The 18,388-nt window shown below is 62.5% G+C and carries 17 protein-coding genes; 10 read left to right on the top strand and 7 right to left on the bottom strand.

Features of this window, described 5'->3' with window-relative positions:
* Positions 1-33 precede the first annotated feature (33 nt).
* Positions 34-450: a CopD family protein gene (locus AC1XDK_RS19255; RefSeq protein WP_483351583.1), complete on the top strand. Its 417-nt coding sequence runs from the start codon at positions 34-36 to the stop codon at positions 448-450.
* Positions 450-1,742 (top strand): MFS transporter, encoded by a 1,293-nt coding sequence (locus AC1XDK_RS19250; RefSeq protein WP_483351582.1) that lies wholly within the window; start codon positions 450-452, stop codon positions 1,740-1,742. The genes AC1XDK_RS19255 and AC1XDK_RS19250 overlap by 1 nt, the downstream gene beginning before the upstream one ends.
* A 101-nt stretch (positions 1,743-1,843) precedes the next feature.
* Here AC1XDK_RS19250 and cydB read toward each other — a convergent pair whose 3' ends face one another.
* Together cydB and AC1XDK_RS19240 are read right to left on the bottom strand one after the other, a co-directional pair.
* Complete coding sequence (gene cydB / locus AC1XDK_RS19245) at positions 1,844-2,806, bottom strand: cytochrome d ubiquinol oxidase subunit II (RefSeq protein ID WP_483351581.1); 963 nt, start codon at positions 2,804-2,806, stop codon at positions 1,844-1,846.
* Positions 2,799-4,196: a cytochrome ubiquinol oxidase subunit I gene (locus tag AC1XDK_RS19240; protein ID WP_483351580.1), complete on the bottom strand. Its 1,398-nt coding sequence runs from the start codon at positions 4,194-4,196 to the stop codon at positions 2,799-2,801. The genes cydB and AC1XDK_RS19240 overlap by 8 nt, the downstream gene beginning before the upstream one ends.
* A gap of 151 nt (positions 4,197-4,347) precedes the next feature.
* On the opposite strand from AC1XDK_RS19240, the gene AC1XDK_RS19235 reads away from it, so the two are divergent.
* The 4 genes from AC1XDK_RS19235 (at position 4,348) to AC1XDK_RS19220 (ending at position 9,276) form a co-directional block, all read left to right on the top strand.
* On the top strand, positions 4,348-4,776 hold the full coding sequence (locus AC1XDK_RS19235; protein WP_483351579.1) for a universal stress protein: 429 nt from the start codon (positions 4,348-4,350) through the stop codon (positions 4,774-4,776).
* 182 nt (positions 4,777-4,958) lie between these two features.
* Positions 4,959-6,221 carry an ABC transporter permease gene (locus tag AC1XDK_RS19230; protein ID WP_483351578.1) on the top strand — a complete coding sequence of 421 codons (1,263 nt, stop codon included), beginning with the start codon at positions 4,959-4,961 and terminating at the stop codon, positions 6,219-6,221.
* Between the two features lie 287 nt (positions 6,222-6,508).
* Positions 6,509-8,134: an ArnT family glycosyltransferase gene (locus AC1XDK_RS19225; RefSeq protein WP_483351577.1), complete on the top strand. Its 1,626-nt coding sequence runs from the start codon at positions 6,509-6,511 to the stop codon at positions 8,132-8,134.
* Positions 8,135-8,250: 116 nt separating this feature from the next.
* A complete protein-coding gene (locus AC1XDK_RS19220) occupies positions 8,251-9,276 on the top strand; it encodes a Gfo/Idh/MocA family protein (protein WP_483351576.1) in 1,026 nt (341 codons plus the stop codon).
* 59 nt (positions 9,277-9,335) lie between these two features.
* Here the strand turns inward: AC1XDK_RS19220 and AC1XDK_RS19215 are convergent, their stop codons facing one another.
* Positions 9,336-9,842, bottom strand: a complete 507-nt coding sequence (locus tag AC1XDK_RS19215) for a DUF3592 domain-containing protein (protein ID WP_483351575.1) — start codon at positions 9,840-9,842, stop codon at positions 9,336-9,338.
* 105 nt (positions 9,843-9,947) lie between these two features.
* Here AC1XDK_RS19215 and AC1XDK_RS19210 point away from each other — a divergent pair, with 105 nt between their 5' ends.
* Positions 9,948-11,150 (top strand): MFS transporter, encoded by a 1,203-nt coding sequence (locus AC1XDK_RS19210; RefSeq protein ID WP_483351574.1) that lies wholly within the window; start codon positions 9,948-9,950, stop codon positions 11,148-11,150.
* 19 nt (positions 11,151-11,169) lie between these two features.
* On the opposite strand, the gene AC1XDK_RS19205 is transcribed toward AC1XDK_RS19210, so the two are convergent.
* The 3 genes from AC1XDK_RS19205 to AC1XDK_RS19195 form a co-directional block, all read right to left on the bottom strand.
* Positions 11,170-11,382 (bottom strand): DUF6684 family protein, encoded by a 213-nt coding sequence (locus AC1XDK_RS19205; RefSeq protein WP_231186965.1) that lies wholly within the window; start codon positions 11,380-11,382, stop codon positions 11,170-11,172.
* Positions 11,382-13,112 (bottom strand): cytochrome c oxidase subunit I, encoded by a 1,731-nt coding sequence (ctaD, locus tag AC1XDK_RS19200; protein ID WP_483351651.1) that lies wholly within the window; start codon positions 13,110-13,112, stop codon positions 11,382-11,384. Before ctaD ends, AC1XDK_RS19205 begins: the two co-directional genes overlap by 1 nt.
* Positions 13,113-13,283: 171 nt before the next feature.
* A complete protein-coding gene (locus AC1XDK_RS19195; RefSeq protein WP_483351573.1) occupies positions 13,284-14,177 on the bottom strand; it encodes a succinate dehydrogenase/fumarate reductase iron-sulfur subunit in 894 nt (297 codons plus the stop codon).
* A 158-nt stretch (positions 14,178-14,335) separates the two neighbouring features.
* On the opposite strand from AC1XDK_RS19195, the gene AC1XDK_RS19190 reads away from it, so the two are divergent.
* From AC1XDK_RS19190 to AC1XDK_RS19180, 3 genes are all read left to right on the top strand, one after another.
* Positions 14,336-14,914, top strand: coding sequence for a twin-arginine translocation signal domain-containing protein (locus AC1XDK_RS19190; RefSeq protein WP_483351572.1), 579 nt, complete (start codon positions 14,336-14,338; stop codon positions 14,912-14,914).
* Positions 14,915-14,938: 24 nt separating this feature from the next.
* Positions 14,939-16,516 carry an acetolactate synthase large subunit gene (locus AC1XDK_RS19185; protein WP_483351571.1) on the top strand — a complete coding sequence of 526 codons (1,578 nt, stop codon included), beginning with the start codon at positions 14,939-14,941 and terminating at the stop codon, positions 16,514-16,516.
* Between the two features lie 80 nt (positions 16,517-16,596).
* Complete coding sequence (locus AC1XDK_RS19180; RefSeq protein ID WP_483351570.1) at positions 16,597-17,520, top strand: phosphorylase family protein; 924 nt, start codon at positions 16,597-16,599, stop codon at positions 17,518-17,520.
* Positions 17,521-17,542: 22 nt separating this feature from the next.
* On the opposite strand, the gene AC1XDK_RS19175 is transcribed toward AC1XDK_RS19180, so the two are convergent.
* Positions 17,543-18,361 carry an aldo/keto reductase gene (locus tag AC1XDK_RS19175; protein ID WP_483351569.1) on the bottom strand — a complete coding sequence of 273 codons (819 nt, stop codon included), beginning with the start codon at positions 18,359-18,361 and terminating at the stop codon, positions 17,543-17,545.
* Positions 18,362-18,388: the final 27 nt, after the last annotated feature.

Here is an 18,388-nt window from a genome sequence, read left to right as displayed (position 1 = left end):
GCTATTTGAAGGGTCTGAAACAACCTCCGGCGGATGACGGTTCTCGACGTGACGATACGAATTATACACACGCTGTTCGCGGGCGTGTGGACAGGTTGGACGGTGTTCATGGCCGCGCTCGTGGTCCCGGCGGCGCGAAACGGGAAACTCGGCGCGGACGGACTCCGATGGATGACTCAGCAGTTCTCGCGCTTCACTTCGCTCGCGTCCGTGATACTCCTGCTCACCGGTAGACTCATGGCTGGTACTCTCTACACCACCGAAAGCCTCCCCGGTAGTTCTCGCGGCCACCTCGTCCTGACGATGGTCGTCCTCTGGTTCGTCCTCACCGGACTGAGTCACGTGGGAAGCAGTCGAGTGAAGAAAAACCTCGATAGCGGGGTCCCACAGGCCGCAAAGTCCGCGACGACGCTGTTTTACGCCGTCGCGGTCGTCGCGGGAGGGCTCTGATGGCAGAAGACGGGTCGAACAGGGCGCTAGCGACGGTGTTCGCCATCGTTTTCGTGGACTTGCTCGGGTTCGGGATACTGATTCCGATCATCCCGCTCTACGCGGAACACTTCGGAGCCAACGAGTTCGTCATCGGCCTCCTGCTCGCGTCGTATTCGGTCATGCAGTTCCTCTTCGCGCCCGTCCTCGGTCGTCTCTCGGACGAGCGGGGCCGCCGCCCCATCCTGCTCCTCTCGCTGTTCGGAAGCGTCGTCGCGTGGACTTTGTTCGGCGTCGCTGAAAGCCTCGTCGTCCTCTTCGTCGCCCGAATTCTCGCGGGCGCGATGGGCGGCAACATCGCCACGGCACAGGCGTACATCGCCGATATCACGCCGCCGGAAGAGCGGGCGAAGGGTTTGGGCCTCATCGGCGCGGCGTTCGGACTCGGCTTCGTGTTCGGCCCGGCGCTCGGCGGGGTCGTTTCGAGCGATGCCGTCCTCTCTGTTGCACAGGACTCCTTTCCCGCGTTCGTTCCCGTCACCCAGTTCTCCCTGCCGAGTTTCGCCGCCGCGGCCATTTGCGGCCTGAACCTCGTCGTCGCCGCGTTCGTCCTCCCCGAGACGCGCACCAGAGAGGACGACGGCAAGGAGTCGACGAACGAATCGCAGTCCCGCATCGCCCGTCTCGCGTCGGCGTTCTCGAATCCGGCGCTCGCGGGCCTCATCGCCTCGTTTTTCCTCCTTTCGTTGGCGTTCTCCTCGATGGAGAGCATGTTCGTGCTGTTCACCGAGCAGCAGTACGGTTTCGGCCCGGAGATGAACGGCTACGTCCTCGCCTACGTCGGCGTCATCATCGCCGTCGTTCAAGGCGGCCTCGTCGGCAAACTTACGGACCGTTACGGCGAGCGTACCCTCGCGTTGGTCGGCGTCGTTCTCGAATTCGTGACGCTCGCCTCCCTCCCGTTCTCACCGGCACTCGGAACTCATCTACCGGCCATCGGCCCGTTCTCCGGTGGCTTGCTCGTCCTCCTGTTCATCCTCACACCGCTCGCGGCGGGTAACGGCTTTGCGAACGTCTCGCTCACGACGCTCGTCTCGAAGAGCGCAACGGAGGACACGCAGGGCGGCGCGTTCGGCCTGACCCAAAGCGCCGGGAGCATCGCCCGAGCGGTCGGTCCAATCGTGGCGGGGGCGCTTTATGCTGCCGTCGCCTACTGGCTCCCCTTCGTCCTCGGCGGATTGCTCATGCTCCCCATCGGCTACGTGCTGCTGACGACGTTCCGAACCGACGGCGTCCCGACACCGGCCAACTGAGAGTACGGCCGTCCGGGTTCCCTATTTCACCCACTCGGAAAGCGTGTCGATGCCACCCGCCATCGACCGAAGGGTCCGGTGATGCACGCCGCCGAAGGTGTTTAGTACGTCTCCGAGGGGTCCGCGGGACCACGGAAGACGGAATACACGACGCCGAAGTACACCACTACGATGGGGAGGATGAACGCGGCGGCCACGGTCATTATCGTGAGTGGCAGGTCCGAAACGACGCCCTCCTGCACCGTCAACCCGACGGCGGGGTCGATGGCGGGGTACAGGAGGTTCCCGACGAACGCGACGAGCGCGTACGGGAGACCGGCGGCGGCCACGAACGCCGCGCGATAGCGCTCGGCCCTGCCCGCGAAGACGAGGGCCGCAACCAACCCGACGGAGACGACGACGCTGGCGAGAGAGAGCGGCGACAGCAGCGCACCGTGTAAGTCCGAACGGGTGGCTGCGAGGTAGGCGATGACGATGACGACAAGGACGAGATACGCAAGGGCGGCCAGACGGCCGTAGCGCGTCACCTCGTCGCGGAGCGGTCCGCGCGTTTTGAGGCCGAGGAACGCTCCCCCCTCGACCAGCGTGAGCGCGACGAGCGTCAACCCGAACGCGAGCGAGGCGATGGACACGGTGGTCGATGCACCGAGCACCCAGTTGGCCGCGAACATGCCGAGCAGGAACGGTGCCAGCGCGCTCCCGACGACGAACGACCGGCCCCACCAGCGTTGCCAGCGCTCGTCGGAGCGCTGTTCGTACAACTCCGGCGCGATACCGCGGAGGATGAGCGCCCCGAGGATTGCGAACATGAGGAGGTAGTGGCGGCTGAACAGTCCCGCGTAGGCCGCCGGGAAGACGGCGAACAGCGCCCCGCCGAAGACGACGAGCCACACCTCGTTGCCGTCCCAAACCGGCCCGATGGCGGCGAGCAACGTTTCGCGGTCCTCCTCTTCTTCACGGGTCGCAAAGAGCATCCCGACCCCGAAGTCGAACCCGTCGAGGAAGAGAAACGTGCCGAGCAGGACGAACACGAGCGCGAACCAGAGGGTTGCGAGGTCAATCATTCGCGGTCACCTCGCTTCCCGGCGCTTCCCGGCGCGTTCGTTCGACTTCGGGCGCGCCGCCGCGGACGATTCGTCGAATGACGTAGACGTACACGACTAACAGGGTGGCGTACACGCCGACGAAGCCGAGGAGCGTCAGGGTCGCTTCGGTGCTCGAAAGCCCCGTCGAGACGCCCGCGCTGGTCTTCATCACGCCTTGGACGACCCACGGTTGGCGACCGACCTCCGTGACTATCCACCCGGTTTCGACCGCGAAGAATCCGAGCAGGGACGACCACGTGAACGCCCTGTGAAGGAGGTCGTCCTCGAACAGTTCTCCCTCCCGCCAGCGATACCCCGCCCAGAACGCGAGGAGCATGAACCAGAAGCCCATGGCGACCATCAACCGGAACGACCAGAAGACAACGGCCACCGGTGGTGACCCTTCGAACTCGTTCAGTCCGGCGATTCGGGCCTGTGCATCGCCGCCGCTGGCCAGCCACGACGCGCCGCCCGGAATCCCGATGCCGAAGATGTCCTTCGCGCGCGGATTGAGGACGTCGTTCAACGACGTCGGAAAAGCGACGATGTATTCGGGAACGTACGACGCTGTGTCCCAGACCGCCTCCATCGCGGCGAACTTCTGCGGTTGTGTCACCGAAACGTGACGGGCATATGCGTCGCCGTGGACCACCTGCAACGGCGCGGTGATGAGGAGTGCGACGAGCGCTATTTTGAGCGTCGCCCGCCAGAACCGGTCGTCGTCCTCGGGGCCGCCGCGGCGGATGTAGTAGGCCGCAATACCCGCCATGAGCAGGGCGACGGAGAGGACGGCGGCGTTCTGCATGTGGACGAACATCCACGGGAATCGGGGGTTAGCGTAGGCGGCGACGGGGTCCACGAGGGTGATGACGGGGGTGCCGTTTCGCATCGCGACTTCGAAACCGCGCGGCGTCTGCATCCACGAGTTCGCCACCAAAATCCACACCGCCGACAGCCACGTCCCCAACCCGACCAGGACGGACGAGACGAGATACAGCCTGTCCGAAACCCGCTCGCGACCGAAGACGAAAATCCCGAGAAAGGTCGCTTCGAGGAAGAACGCCATCATCCCCTCGACGGCCAACGGCCCGCCGAACAACTCCCCGGTCGTCGCGGCGAACGAGGCGAAGTTCGTCCCGAACTCGAACTCCAACACGAGTCCGGTGACGGTGCCGACGACGAAACTGACCGCGAATATCCGTATCCAAAATCGGCGTAACTGCTCGTAAATCCCCTTGCCCGTTCGAACCTCTTTCCACGTGAAGTAGACGAGGAAGGGTGCGAGTCCCATACTCACCACCGGAAACACGATGTGAACGATGGTCGTCAGCGCGAACTGAAGACGGCTTGCGGTCGTTGGATCGAGCATGATATCCCTCGTTCCAAACTTCGCGCAGTATCGATTTCAGAATAAGGCTGATTCCCACCCCGTGATAACCACGTTCCGAGAATCGAACTGTCGTCTCCAGTAACACTTCCCACCAGTATAGCTTTGCAGGTCGGTGACGTGTCGTACGTGCATGTACGAACGAATCCTTCTTCCCACGGACGGGAGCGTGTCCACCGACAAAGCCGTCGAACAGGCGCTCTCCCTCGCGGAAATTTCCGATGCGCGCCTTCACGTCCTGTCGGTCGTGGACCGGACCACGATGCCGCCGGACGTTCGGTCCGACATCCTCTCCGACGAACTCGAAAGGGAGTGTACGAACGCGGTCACGAGAGTCGAGCGCGCGGCGACCGAAGCGGGTATCGAGGTGGAAACGTCCGTTCAGCACGGGACGCCGTACAGGCTCATCCTCGACTACGTGGACGAACACGACATCGACTGCGTCGTCATGGGAACCCACGGTCGCCGCGGACTGGACCGTTATCTCCTCGGAAGCGTCACGGAGAAGGTGGTCCGCCTGTCTGACGTTCCGGTGTTGACGGTTCGAATGGGGGAGAACTAACGAAACGATTCGCACGGAAAACCGAACACTTTCGAAACGGTCGAATCCGGTATAATTTGGCATTTCAGGCGATTAAGACGACGTTTCGCGTCATAGACTTTTGTCGGATGAAACCGTAGACGCTTTCGGGTAGACGAGAACATGAACGACACGCGAACCGACACGCAGACTGACACGTGCGGATGAACGTTCTCGAAAGCGTTCGAATCAGTTGGCGAAACATCCGCGAACACAAACTCAGGTCGACGCTGACGACGCTCGGCGTCATCATCGGCGTGGCGGCGGTCATCACGTTCGTCACGCTCGGTGCGAGTTTGCAGGCGGATATCGTCAACACGGTCGCCGGCGGAAACGCGGCGACCATGTACGTCTCGGCACAGTCGCCGAGCCAGAGCGGGGTTCCGAACTTCGGGAGCAGCGGCGGACAGACGATTTTCACCGAACACGACCTCGACGGCATTCGGTCGCTCAGGGGCGTCGAGACCGCCGTCCCGGAGAGCGGCATCGCCGCCTCGACGGTGGCGTACAACAATTCGACGGTGGGTCGACAGTGGATAGTCGTGACGTCGCCGCCGTACTTCGACGTGAAAAATCAACGGTTCGTCGAGGGCGGGTCGTTCCAGAGCGGGAAACGCGAAGTCGTCCTGAACAGGCCGGCGGCGCGGATGTTCGGCGGCGGCAACGTCTCCGTGGGGGACAACATCACCGTTACGCGTGCCGTCAACGGCGAGGAGATAAACGCGACGGTGACGGGCATCGTCGAACCGTCCGACGAAACCTCGTTAGGCATCAGTAGCGGACCGACGCCGCGGGTGTTCGCGCCGACGGACCCCTTCTATCAGCGAACGGTACACAGTCCGTCCACCAACCGGAACCAGCGCGTGTACGGGCGAATACTCGTCCTCGCGCGCGACCCCGCCCAAGTGGACGCGGTACAGGGGCGCGTCTACACGTATCTCGGCGAACGGTCGGACGCGAACCAGTTGAAATCGGAGAACTACAAATTCAAGGTGACGACTCAGGAGGAACTCGTCAATCAGGTCAAGCGGGTCAGCGACACGTTCACGGCGTACATCTCCGGCATCGCGCTCATCTCGCTCATCGTCGGGGCCATCGGCATCGCCAACATCATGCTGGTGAGCGTGACCGAGCGCACCCGTGAAATCGGCATCATGAAAGCCGTCGGCGCACAGAGTACCGACGTCCTCCAGTTGTTCCTCTTCGAGGCGGTGTTGCTCGGCCTGTTCGGGTCCGCGCTGGGCGCGGTCGTCGGCTTCGGCGGGGGCTACATCGCGGCCGAACTCATCGGGCTTCCGGTCGCGTTCCGAGCCGAATGGTTCGGTATCGCCGTCGTGGTCGGCGTCCTCGTCGGTATTCTCGCCGGAATCTATCCGGCGTGGGACGCGTCCCACACGGACCCCATCGACGCGCTCCGCTACGAGTGACCGCGGTGGACGACTCGGGCGGCGAAACTGTTCACGGAACTGTTTCGTCCGTTCCAAAACGAGGGACGACGGAGCGAACGGTTTTCGCCGCGCTGTCTCGAAATCGACGCTCTCACAACCCCGTGTTACTACTGCTGGAATTCGTACCTACCGTTCGCTCGTAGTCAGTATTCGTTGCTAGCTCGGGGATAGCCACTGGATAACAAAGAGTGAATCCTGCGATAGTTTCGTCCGAACGAGAACGCTGCCGCTGCCAATCTCGGAGCGGCCGCTCCCCACACACAACCATGGCTAGTCATCAGACGGATTCGAAGACGGCACAGGAATCGAGAGGCTTGAGTTACGAACTGCCATGGCTCGTCCCCGCGCTCTTCGCCGGAGCGTGCGTCCTCTATCTCTACGTCGGAAGCCATCCCTTCCCGTCCTTCGGTGCGGGGTTGTACTTCCACATCGCCGAGGAGATACAGAAGAACGGATACGTCCTCCCGAAGACGATTCCCGGTTACACGCCCGACGGCGTTCCCTTCGCGTATCCGCCGTTCATGTTCTACATCTTGGCGCTCGTCCTCGATACGACGCGTCTCGGTGCGTTCACCATCGCCCGATTTCTTCCCGGACTCGTCTCCATCGCCTATCTCGTTCCGTTGTATTTCCTCGCACGGGACCTGTTCGGCTCGCGGCCACAGGCGTCGCTCGCCACACTCATCGTCGCGGTCAGTCCGCCGATTCTCCAGTGGCACATCTCCGCGGGCGGCATCGTCCGCGCTCCCGCGATGCTCTTTTCGCTGACCGGGATTTACGCGGGACTCCACCTCTTTCGGGACCACGACCGGCGGTTCCTCGTCCCGTCCCTCATCGCGTTCACGCTCACGGTGCTGACCCACCCGATGTACACGATATTCTTCGTTATCAGTTTCCTCGTCCTCTACGTCCGGTTCGACCGGTCGGTTCGCGGACTCACCTACGGATTGATAGTCGGCCTCGGCGGCGTCGTTCTCACGGCCCCGTGGTGGCTGTCGGTGATGTCGATGCACGGGTCGTCGGTATTCAGCGGAGCGGCGGGCACCCACGGCGGCCTCGGCGGTGCCATTCCGGCGTTGAAGCAGTTGCTGCGGAAACAGATCAACGAACCGCCGTTCCTCTCGGCGTGGCATCTGCTTCCGGCGGTCGGGTGTCTCTGGCTGATACGACGGCGCGAATACTTCCTCCCCGCGTGGTTGGTCGTCATCACGGCGACGATGGACGAGGCGCGTTTCGTGTTTCTCATCGGCGCACTCATCAGCGCACGGTTCGTCTTCGACGGGATCTTTCGATGGATTCGCGAGACTTCCTCGTCCGCCGACCGGAACGAAATCGTCACGTTCTCCGTCGTTCTGTTAGCGACCATCGGGCTCAGCGGAGGGATGCTGTACGCGATGGGGGGTATGAACGCCCACGCCGGAAGCCCATCGCTTCCCCAGTTCGTCGACGGCAACGACGTCGAGGCGATGACGTGGGCGAACGACCACACGGACCCCTCCGCACAGTTTTTGGTCCTCGGTGACGCCGCCGAGTGGTTCCCACAGCAGACGGACAGGACGATTTCCATCGGGCCGTGGGGAGTCGAGTGGAAGGGAGACCAGAAGTATGGCTATCAACTCCATCAGTTCCGAGAGCTGTCGCGGTGCCATAGTGACAACTGTCTGACGGCGGAGCTGATGCGGATGGACGTCCATCCGCAGTACGTCTACGTCCCGAAAGGCGCGTACACGATTCGCGGAATGCGCCACCACCAACCGCCGGAGATGATGTCGACGATGCTCTCGTCGCCGCAGTATCATCTCGTGTTCCAGAACGAGGACGTGGCCATCTTCGAGATGTCCGACGGGTGGTACCCGCCGGGACCGGGAACGAGCGGACCGGTCCCGGTTTGAGAGGGACGGAAACGGTGAACCCGACGGAACCAAGTTTGGCGGAAGCCGCCACGAGAGATAAGACGGGGGCGTGCGTATCGACCGTTCGTAGGAATTACTTCACGAGAGAATAATTTATGGCAGGACAATCCCCAACCCCCGAAAAGTATCGTATCGGCGTCATCGGCGGCGGTTTCATCGGAACGACCGTCGGTCGGTCGTTCGAGGAAGACCCGCGTTCGACGGTCGTCGCCCTCGCGGACGTGAGCGAGGCGGCGCGCGAGGAAGCCGGAAACACGCTTTATATCGGCCAAGGCTCCCGATACGAAGCGTACGAGGAGATGCTGGACGCGGAGGAACTGGACGCGGTACTCATCGGAACGCCACACGCCTTCCACTACGAGCAGATAACGACGGCGCTGGACCACGGCCTTCACGTACTCTGTGACAAGCCGCTCACCATCGACACCGAGGAGGCGCGGGAACTCGTGGAACGCAACGAGCGACTCGACGACCAAGTGCTGATGGTCGGCTATCAGCGCCATCTGAACGAGGCGTTCGTTCGGGCACGGGAGCGATGGACCGACTCGGACCTGACGCCGCGATTCATCACCGCGGAAATCACGCAGAACTGGATTTCCCGGTTCGAGGAGGCGTGGCGGACCGACCCCGACCTCTCCGGCGGCGGGAACCTCTACGACACGGGGAGCCACCTCGTCGATGCGGTGCTGTGGACGACGGGCCTGACGCCGACGTCGGTACAGGCGGATATGAAGTTCGCCGACGAGGAAAATCGGGTGGACGAGCGTGCACAACTCACGGTCGAATTCGAAAACGACGCGTCGGCGAGCATTTCGGTGTTCAGCGACGCTCCCAGCGTCCGCGAACACATCCACATCTGGGACGACGAGGGGGCCATCTATCTCGAAGGACGGCAGTGGGAGCCGCGACAGTTGACCGAGGTCCGGTCCGACGGGACGACGGTCGCTCCGTACATCGACCAGCACCGAAGCGGCGACAAGGCCGCCGTGTTCATCGACTGTATTGAGAGCGGGAAGACGCCGCCCGCTACCGCCCGCGACGCGTACGCCGTGACCGCACTGACCGAGGCGGCCTACGAATCGGCACGGAGCGGCGAACGCGTGGATATCTCGCTCGACTGACCGTCTGGACGGAGACGGAAACGTGGACTTCGCGCCGTCCGTGACACTCTCCGCCCGGATTAGGTCCCTCCGAGTCCCTTCACGACGTGTGTACCGCCGATGAGAATCAATGCGCCACCGGCGAGAAACACGAACTTCAGCGGTTCGTTCGTCGTTCTGTCTTCGAGGAACCCGTTTCCGGGGGAGGAAGGGACGACGTATGCCGTCACCGTGTCTCCCGTCTCGTATCCGTCGATGACCGACCGAGCCTTCGATTTCGTATCGTAGCTCGGAGTGATAGCAGCGGGGTAAATGTCGTGTGCCGTGTAGGACTCGCCGCGATAGCGGTAATCGAACGTGACCGTGGGTTCGTAGTCAGGGCTACTACGACGCCTCGAGATGCGTTCGATACCCGTATCGGTGATAGTGGCGTTTACCGTCACCGCTTCCGCAACGGCGTCGGATTGCTGGGTGTAGTCGTAGACGCCGTAGCCGGCGACGGCGAGGCCGACGACCAGCAGTAACGCCCCGAAGTGGGTACGGTCGATTTTATTCAACACGTCGGAGGGGTTCGAATCCGGGGACACGGCAGTAAATGACAATTATAAAGTTATAACTATTGTGAACGACTCGGGGTCGAACTTCGCCGGTTCCCTCCGTTTTTTCTCGGTACATCGAGGACCAACATTCGAATGAGAACCCGAGTTCGGAGCGATTTCCCGCGGATGTCGAAGTACGACACGCTCCTGCTGACGGCCGCGCTCTGGTTTCTCGCGAAGTTCCTCCGGTACGCGCTTCCGGCGTTGTTTCCCACCTTTCGGACCCAGTTCGGCGTCTCGAACGCCTTCCTCGGAACGATATTCACGGTCACGATGCTCTGTTATTCGCTCATGCAGTTTCCGAGCGGGGTCCTCGCCGACCGGTTCGGCGCGGTACAGGTGATCGCTGCCGGTGCCGTAATCGCGGGCGGGGGTGCACTAATTCTCGGAATCAGCGCGCCGTTGACGGTACTCGTCGGTGGAATGCTCCTCGTCGGCCTCGGGACGGGCATCCACAAGACCGTCTCCATCAGGTTGCTGTCGCGGGTGTACCCCACGAGAACGGGACGAGCGCTCGGCCTGTTCGACACTCTCGGCGCGTTCGGCGGCGTGGCCGCGCCGGCCGCCGTCGTCCTCGTAACCGACGTGGGAAACTGGCACCTCCTCTTTCTCGTCGGAACGGTGATGGGGTTCGCGCTCGCCGGCGGCGTCCTCGCGTTCGTTCCACGACGGACGCCGAACTCCGCGGACGACGGCGACGATTCGACGGAGTTGCTCGCGCTTCGGCAGTATCTCGCGCTCTTTCGAAGCCGCCGACTTTCGGCGTTCGTTGGCGCGACGTTTTGTTTCAGTTTCGCGTACAACGGCGTCGTCGCGTTCCTCCCCCTCTATCTCACTGACCACGGTCTGTCGGAGTCGAACGCGTCGTTCGTCTACAGCGCGCTGTTTGCCGTGAGTTTAGTGCAGGTCGTCACCGGCGACCTGTCGGACCGCATCGGACGACTTCCACTCGCCATCGCCGTCCTCACCGTCGCGGCGGGTGCGCTCGGGGCGCTCTCGATGGTCGGGACGGCGAGTCCGGTCGTGTTCGGCGGTATCGTCGTCGCGTTCGGCGTCGGAAGTCACGGATTCCGCCCCATTCGTGGCACGTACCTCGCGGAGACGATTCCCGACGACGTGACCGGCGGCGGCCTCGGGTTGGTGCGTACCCTCCTGATGGGTGTCGGCGCGCTCGCCCCCGCTGTCGTCGGCGTCCTCTCCGATGCGGCGGGATTCGCCGCCACGTTCGGATTCCTCGCTATCGTAATGGCGGGTGCAGTGCTCTGTGCCGTACTCACCGAACTCATCGAACGGTAAGGCGGGAACGTCGTCTCGCCTACCCGACGTACCGTGCTGCTATCCACGTCAACAGTCCGAGCAGGACGAACGGGATGATGGTCAAGAGGTGCGCCATCGCGGAGATAAGCGGTTCTCCGTGCCACGGCGTCCAGACGAAGGCCAAGACGATGAAGAACAGGAGGATGAGCATCGGGACGATGTTCACCACGATGTCGAGCATGGTCTCGCGGTCGAACGGGGAGTACGACATCAGGTATCGCCTCCCGCTTCCTCCGTACCGCCGTCGGTCAATCCGTCGCCATCGCCACCGTCGGCGAGTGCGGTTTCGCGTCGCTTCTCGAACCACGCCCATTCGGGCGAAAGCATGCCCTCCTCCTCCAACGCCCACGGGTCGCCGCTCTCGACCGCCGGACCTTCGAGCCACGACTGGACGATGTTCCAGACGAAGATGAGTTGGCCCAATCCGAGGATGAGCGCCCCGAGGGTCGCCACCTGATGCCAGGTCGTGAACTGCGGAAGGTAGGTCGCATACCGGCGCGGCATGCCGCCGTAGCCGAGGAACAACATGGCGAAGAACGTCACGTTCGTCCCGATCATCGTGAGCCAAAAGTGCCAGTGAGCGAGGGTTTTCTGGTACATCCGTCCGGTGACGATGGGGAACCAGTAGTACACCGCCGCGAACAGCGCGACGGCGATGGCACCCATCACGAGGAAGTGGAAGTGGCCGACGACGTAGTAGGTGTCGTGGAGCACGAGGTCCACCGGAATCGCGGCCAAGAAGACGCCCGTAATACCGCCGATGATGAAGTTCTGAACGAAGCCGATACAGAACAGCATGGGTGCGGTTAAGCGTATGTTCCCGTTCCACATCGTCGTAATCCAGTTGAAGACCTTGACGGCGCTCGGCACCGCGATGGCTAACGACACCGCCATGAAGCTGAGGCGGATACGCGGGTCGATGCCGGTGGCGAACATGTGGTGGGCCCAGACGCCGAACGAGAGCACACCGATTGCGAGCGTCGAATACACGACGAACTTGAACCCGAACAGTTTCCGTCCCGCGAAGCGCGGGAGGATGAGGCTGACCAGCCCCATCGGCGGGAGGACGATGATGTACACCTCGGGGTGGCCGAAGAACCAGAACAGGTGTTGCCACAGAATCGGGCTTCCACCCCCCTGTGGGGAGAAGAACGTCGTCCCGAAGTTCCGGTCCAACAGGAGCATGATGAGCGCACTGCCGAGCATCGGAAAGGCGAACAGGATGAGCCCCGCCTGCGTGAGGACCGTCCACGAGAACATGTCGAGGTTCTCCCACCCGATGTTCGGGCCGCGTTCGGTGAAGATGGTCGCGATGAAGTTTATCGCCGCCATCGTGGTACTGATGCCCGAAAGGTGGAGTCCGAGAAGCATCAAGTCGGTCGCCGGACTCGGTTGCTGGGCGGAAAGCGGCGTGTACATCGTCCAACTCGTCTGTGCAGGCTGGATTCCCGACCCGATAGCCCCGAGCGGGAAGCCGATCCAGATGAGGATTGCGGCGGGCGGCAACAGCCAGAAGGCGATGGCGTTCACGCGCGGGAACGCCATGTCGTCCGCGCCGATGAGCAGCGGAATGAAGTAGTTCGCGAACGCCGCTATCATCGGCGTGGCGAACAGGAACAGCATGCTGATGCCGTGTGTCGTCAGCAGGGCGTTGTACGCCTGTGCCTGCAGGAATAGCGTGTCCGGAGAGAGCAATTCGATTCGCATCAACAGCACGCCGATACCGGCCCAAACGAACGCGACCATCGAGAATACGCCGTACAGTATCCCGATGTCCTTGTGGTCGACGGTCGTCAGCCACCGAAGAACCCCCGAGGGCTTTTGCTCGTAGACGGACCGCTGCTCTTCACCTCGACCCACCCCCCCACCCGTGGGTGTGTACGACCGCCAGTCCTCGACCTGTAGAATGAAGTACAGGACGACGAGGAGGAACCCACCCATCAGGACGGTGAGCGCCAATGATGTGGTAAGCGCTGCCATCATACAATGGTCGGGAGCGAGGGAGTAATTCGTTTCGGTCGTCTGTCATTATTTGCGGGGCGACTCGGGTCCCATCTATGACCTGATTTGTGTACGACGTGAACTGTTCTGCGAAAAGAGAGGAGTTTCAGGTCACCAGAAGGAGAGATTTTTCTTCACCGCTTCCCGCTTGAGTTCCTGAATGTGCTGTGTCAGCGGGATGTCCTTCGGACAGACGTTCGTACAGGAGAACTGCGTCTGGCAGCGCCAGACGCCGTGTTCTTGGTCCATCTGATTCAGTCGATGGTCCGTCATGGACTCGCCTTCGCGCTCGTCCATGGCGAATCGATAGGCCATGTTGATGGCCGCCGGGCCGAGGTACTGGTTGTCCTCCGCCGCGATGTTACACGAGGACATGCACGCACCACACCAGATACAGCGCGTGGACATCTTGATTTCCTCCCGGTTCTCGCGGCTCTGACGTTGTTCTTCGAGGTCATCGTCCGGTTTCTCGTCCGTCTGGAGGTACGGTTCGACGGCCGCCATCTGGTCGTAGAAGTGTTCCATATCGACCACGAGGTCCTTGACGACGTCCTGATGCGGAAGCGGTTCGACCTGCACCGGACTGTCGAGTTCCGACACCTGCGTTTGGCAGGCGAGTCGCTGTGACCCGTTGATGAACACGGCGTCGCTCCCGCAGATGGCCTGCCGGCAGGAGTGGCGGAACGTGAGCGTCGTATCGAAGTGGTCGCGGGCGTAGATGAGCGCGTCGAGGACCGTCAGCCCTCGCGTGGCGGGGACGTAGAAGTGGTCGAAGCGCGGCTTTCGTTTTTCCGGAACCTCCGGGTCGTAGCGAAACACCTTGAGGTGGATACGCTCGCTCTCCGGTTCCGTCTCGCGTTCGACCTCCGCCGCACGCTCACGCCGCCGCGCTTTACGGTCCAATCGGTCCTGTTGTGGCGACGCAATATCGCTTCCCGCTTGCGTCTCGCCCTCCTGTACACCCTCTGAATCCGACCGCCCTACATCCCCTTCCTGTTGACTCATCGGAAACCCCCGTTCACCCGTATCACGGGCCGAACGAGGATAAATCCCGTCGTCGGTATGGACCTTCGTCGAACCGCGAAAACGATGGGAAAAGGGGACATCTCCACGAAACCGACAAAAATGGTAACATGTCGCACGACCATCTCGGAGCGACTCGCATGGAATCGAAACGACACACACGAACCCGACGAGACGTCCTCAAACGAGGAGCCTTCGCCGCCGCGGGGGTAGCTTTTGGCGTTCCGTCGCTCGCCGGAGCGGCGAGCGCACGGGACGGCGCGCAGGAGTGTTGTAAGACCTGTTGGATGGACGTGAAACCCGGCTGTTGCCCGAACCCGATACACGCGCGGAAGAACCGACTCGTCACCATCTACGTCGGATGGCCGAACGTGAAACCAGAGAGCATCCGGTTGGTGCCGTCGCCGGCCCCGCCGATGTTCGAAACGCGGAACTGCCAGAAGTATCGAAACCCGAGATGGAAGCACGTCTCCTGTGCGGACATCGACGACCTGCTCTCGAAAACGGACGGACGATTCGCACGGCCGTGTCGCGTGAACGTCAGGGACGTGGACGGCGACGGCGACGGGGACACCGTGCTCAAGGTCTGTAGCTGTGACCTCGAACTGTGTTCCACCGACCGAACCCTGCTCCTCGAGGCCGAGACGGGAAGCGGGTGTCGCCTCCTCGCCATGGACAGCGTGAAGCCGGTGGGCTGTGGAACCGCCGACAGGCACTAATCGTTCTTCACCGTATTTCGACCGATGAAAGCATCCGACTTGCTGGTGGACTGTCTGGAACAGGAAGGGGTCGAGTACGTGTTCGGTCTGCCGGGCGAGGAGTTGGGCGACGTGCTGTTCTCCCTCCGCGATTCGGACATCGAGTTCATCCCCGTCCGGCACGAGCAGGGCGCGGCGTTCATGGCGGACGTACACGGACGCGTGACCGGACGTGCGGGTGTCTGTCTCTCGACACTCGGACCGGGCGCGACGAACCTTCTGACGGGGGTTGCGGACGCCCACGTGGACAAGAGTCCCGTCGTCGCCATCACCGGACAAGCGGGTCTGGAACGACAGCACAAGGAGAGCCACCAACTCCTCGACATACTCCACACGTATCGGTCGGTCACGAAGTGGAACACGCAGATGACCGACCCCGAGACCATCAACGAGTCGGTCCGCAAGGCGTTCAAACTCGCGGAGTACGAGAAACCCGGCGCGACGCACCTCGAATTCCCGGAGGACGTCGCAGCAGAAGAGACCAGCGCGAAACCGCTCAGATCCACCCGACGAATCCGGCGACCCGACCCGGACGAACAGTCGGTCGAACACGCAACGGAACTCCTCCAGGCGGCGGACAGACCGCTCGTCATCGCCGGGAACGGCGCGGTTCGGGAGCGGGCGGCGGAGGGTCTCCGTGAATTCGTCTCCGAAACCGCGATTCCGGTCGTGGGAACGTACATGGGCAAGGGTGCGCTCTCGGACGCCAACGAACACTCGTTGTTCACGCTCGATTCGGGCGAAAACGGGGAGGCCGCGGACGCCATCGCACAGGCGGACTGCGTACTGACGCTCGGATACGACATCGCCGAACACGACCCCGAGAACTGGAATCCGGACCGCGACAAGGACATCGTTCACCTCGATTCCGAACCCGCCGAGGTGTACGAACACTACAACCCGAACGTGGAACTCGTCTGTGACCTCTCCGCCGGACTCGACGCGCTCCGGGCGCGATTAGACGTTGCCTGCCCTGCCGGATGGTACTGCGACCAGCGCGAGGCCATCGCGGAGCAGACGGCACGGTACCCCGAGGAGGACGACCCGGTGACGGTGAAGAACGTCCTTCCGTTCCTCCGAGGAGCGATGGCCGACGACGACGTCCTCGTCTCCGACGTGGGCAGTCACAAGATGGCCATCGCGCGGAACTTCCCGACGTACGAACCGAACACGGTCATCATCTCTAATGGACTGGCGAGCATGGGAATCGGCGTACCGGGCGGCCTCGCCGCCGACCTCGCCGTCGATTCCAACGTCGTCGTCGCCACCGGAGACGGCGGGTTCCTGATGAACGCGGCCGAAATCGACACCGCGACCCGACTCGGGTGTGAGTACACCATCATCGTCTTCAACGACGACGAGTACAGGCTCATCACCGAGGAACAGGAGGAGGAGTTCGGCGAACACTTCGGGACCGGCCTGACGAACCCCGACTTCGTGACGTTCGCCGAAAGCTTCGGCATCGACGCCACGCGGGCCGAGACGTGGGACGAAATCGACGCGGCGCTGACCGATGCGGTCGAAAGCGACGGCATGACGTTGGTCGAGATACCGGTGCGGTAAGCGCGAACCCGCGTCGAAATCGTGTCGACGGGTGGTCCGACCGAAATCACCTATACGAACGCCGTCGAACGAGTTCTCGGATGACTGGTACGACGGAGCCGATGGCCCTCGACGTCCTCTTGCTTCCGGCCTTCGCGGCGGACGACTTCGAGGTGGAGAAGGACTTACCGGACGAGTTCGAACTGTGGCGCGAGAGCTACGAGTTCGAGAGTTCGATGTCGATACCGGGCGCGAACATGCCCGTCTATCACACCGACGACGGAATCGGAATCACGTCCACGGGAATGGGGAAGGCGGACGCCGCTGCCACCGTGACGGCCATCCTCGCCACATCGAAAATCGACTGCTCGGGAGCGTACTTCGTCACGGTCGGCGTCGCGGGCGCACCACCGGACGTGGGAACGCTCGGGTCGGTGTTCGTCGCGGACAGCATCGTCGATTGGGACCGGAAACATCGCTGGTCGGAACGCGACGGGGAGCGGGAGGAAGACGGGAACCGGGAGATGCCGCTCGAACTGCTCTCCTATCGCCCCTACGATTACGTCTATCATCTGAACGAGGGGCTCGTGGCGGACGCTCGCCGTGCCGCCGAGTCCGTCGAACTCCTCGATTCCGACGCGACGGACGAGTACCGAAATCGCTATTCGCAGGCCACGGCGCGGGAAAAACCGAGCGTGGACGTCGGAACGACGCTCTGTGGCGACGAGTTCTGGCACGGCGAAACCGTCGCCGAGCAGGCACAATGGCTCGTGGACCGGTACGACGCCGGAACCTACGCGACGACCGAAATGGAGGAGATGGGAACCGCGACCGCACTCGACCGGTTCGGACTGTTGGACAGATATCTGAGCGTCCGCGGCGTCGTCAACTTCGACCGACCCTACGACGGACAGTCGATTCGAAAGAGCCTCGACGACGGCGTGCAAGCCGAAACCTTCGACGTCACGCTGGAGAACGTTCGCCGTGTCGGGTCGGCCATCGTGGAGGAACTGCGCGACGATTGAAGTGAAACGGGAAAGCAGCCGTCTACCGACCCAACCGACCGCGAAGCATCGAGATTCCGGTTTGAAGCCGCGACGGACGGCCCACGAGGGACATCTCCGTTTCCGTCAGTTCGAAGTCGAAGATTTCGAGGTTCTGCGCCAGATGGTCCGCGCTCGTGGACTTCGGAATCGTCACCACGTCGTCCTGCTGTGTCACCCATCGAAGCGCGACCTGTGCCGGGGATTTGTCGTACTTGTTCCCGAGTTCGGTGAGGATGTGGTCGCGCATGGCTCCGCCGTGGGCTAATGGGCTGTAGGCCGTCAACAGCACGTCGTTTCGCTGGCAGTAGTCGAGCAACTCCTCCTGCGGGTTGAACGGGTGGAACTGCACTTGATCGGTGAACACGTCCACCGTCGCCTCCTTCTGTGCCGTTTCCAACTGCTCCGCATCGAAGTTGCTCACGCCGATATGGCGTGTCAACCCGTCAGTCTGCACGTCCGAGAGCGTCCGCATCACCTCGCCCGTCGAGGCGAGCGGGTTCGGCCAGTGGATGAGGAGTAAATCGACGTAGTCGGTGCCCAACTGCGCCAAACTCTCGTGGACGGAGTTCACGATATCGGCGCGTTTGCGGTGCATCGGCCACACCTTCGTCGTCAAGAAAATCTCCTCGCGGTCCACATCGGAGTGTTGGATGGCTTGGCCGACCTGTCGTTCGTTGCCGTAAGCCTGCGCGGTGTCGATGTGTCGATAGCCGAGGTCGAGTGCGGTTTCGACCGCATCGCGGCAGGTCGCACCCTCCATTCGCCACGTCCCGAGGCCGATTTTCGGAATTTCTTCCCCGTGAATCGTCTCGTACTCCATATCGTTCGTGTCGGCGCGCGGCGGTAA

The organism is Haladaptatus sp. HS23 (assembly GCF_056892285.1).
The sequence above is the reverse complement of the archived record's forward strand: the minus strand, read 5'-3'. Positions and strand labels throughout refer to the sequence as shown.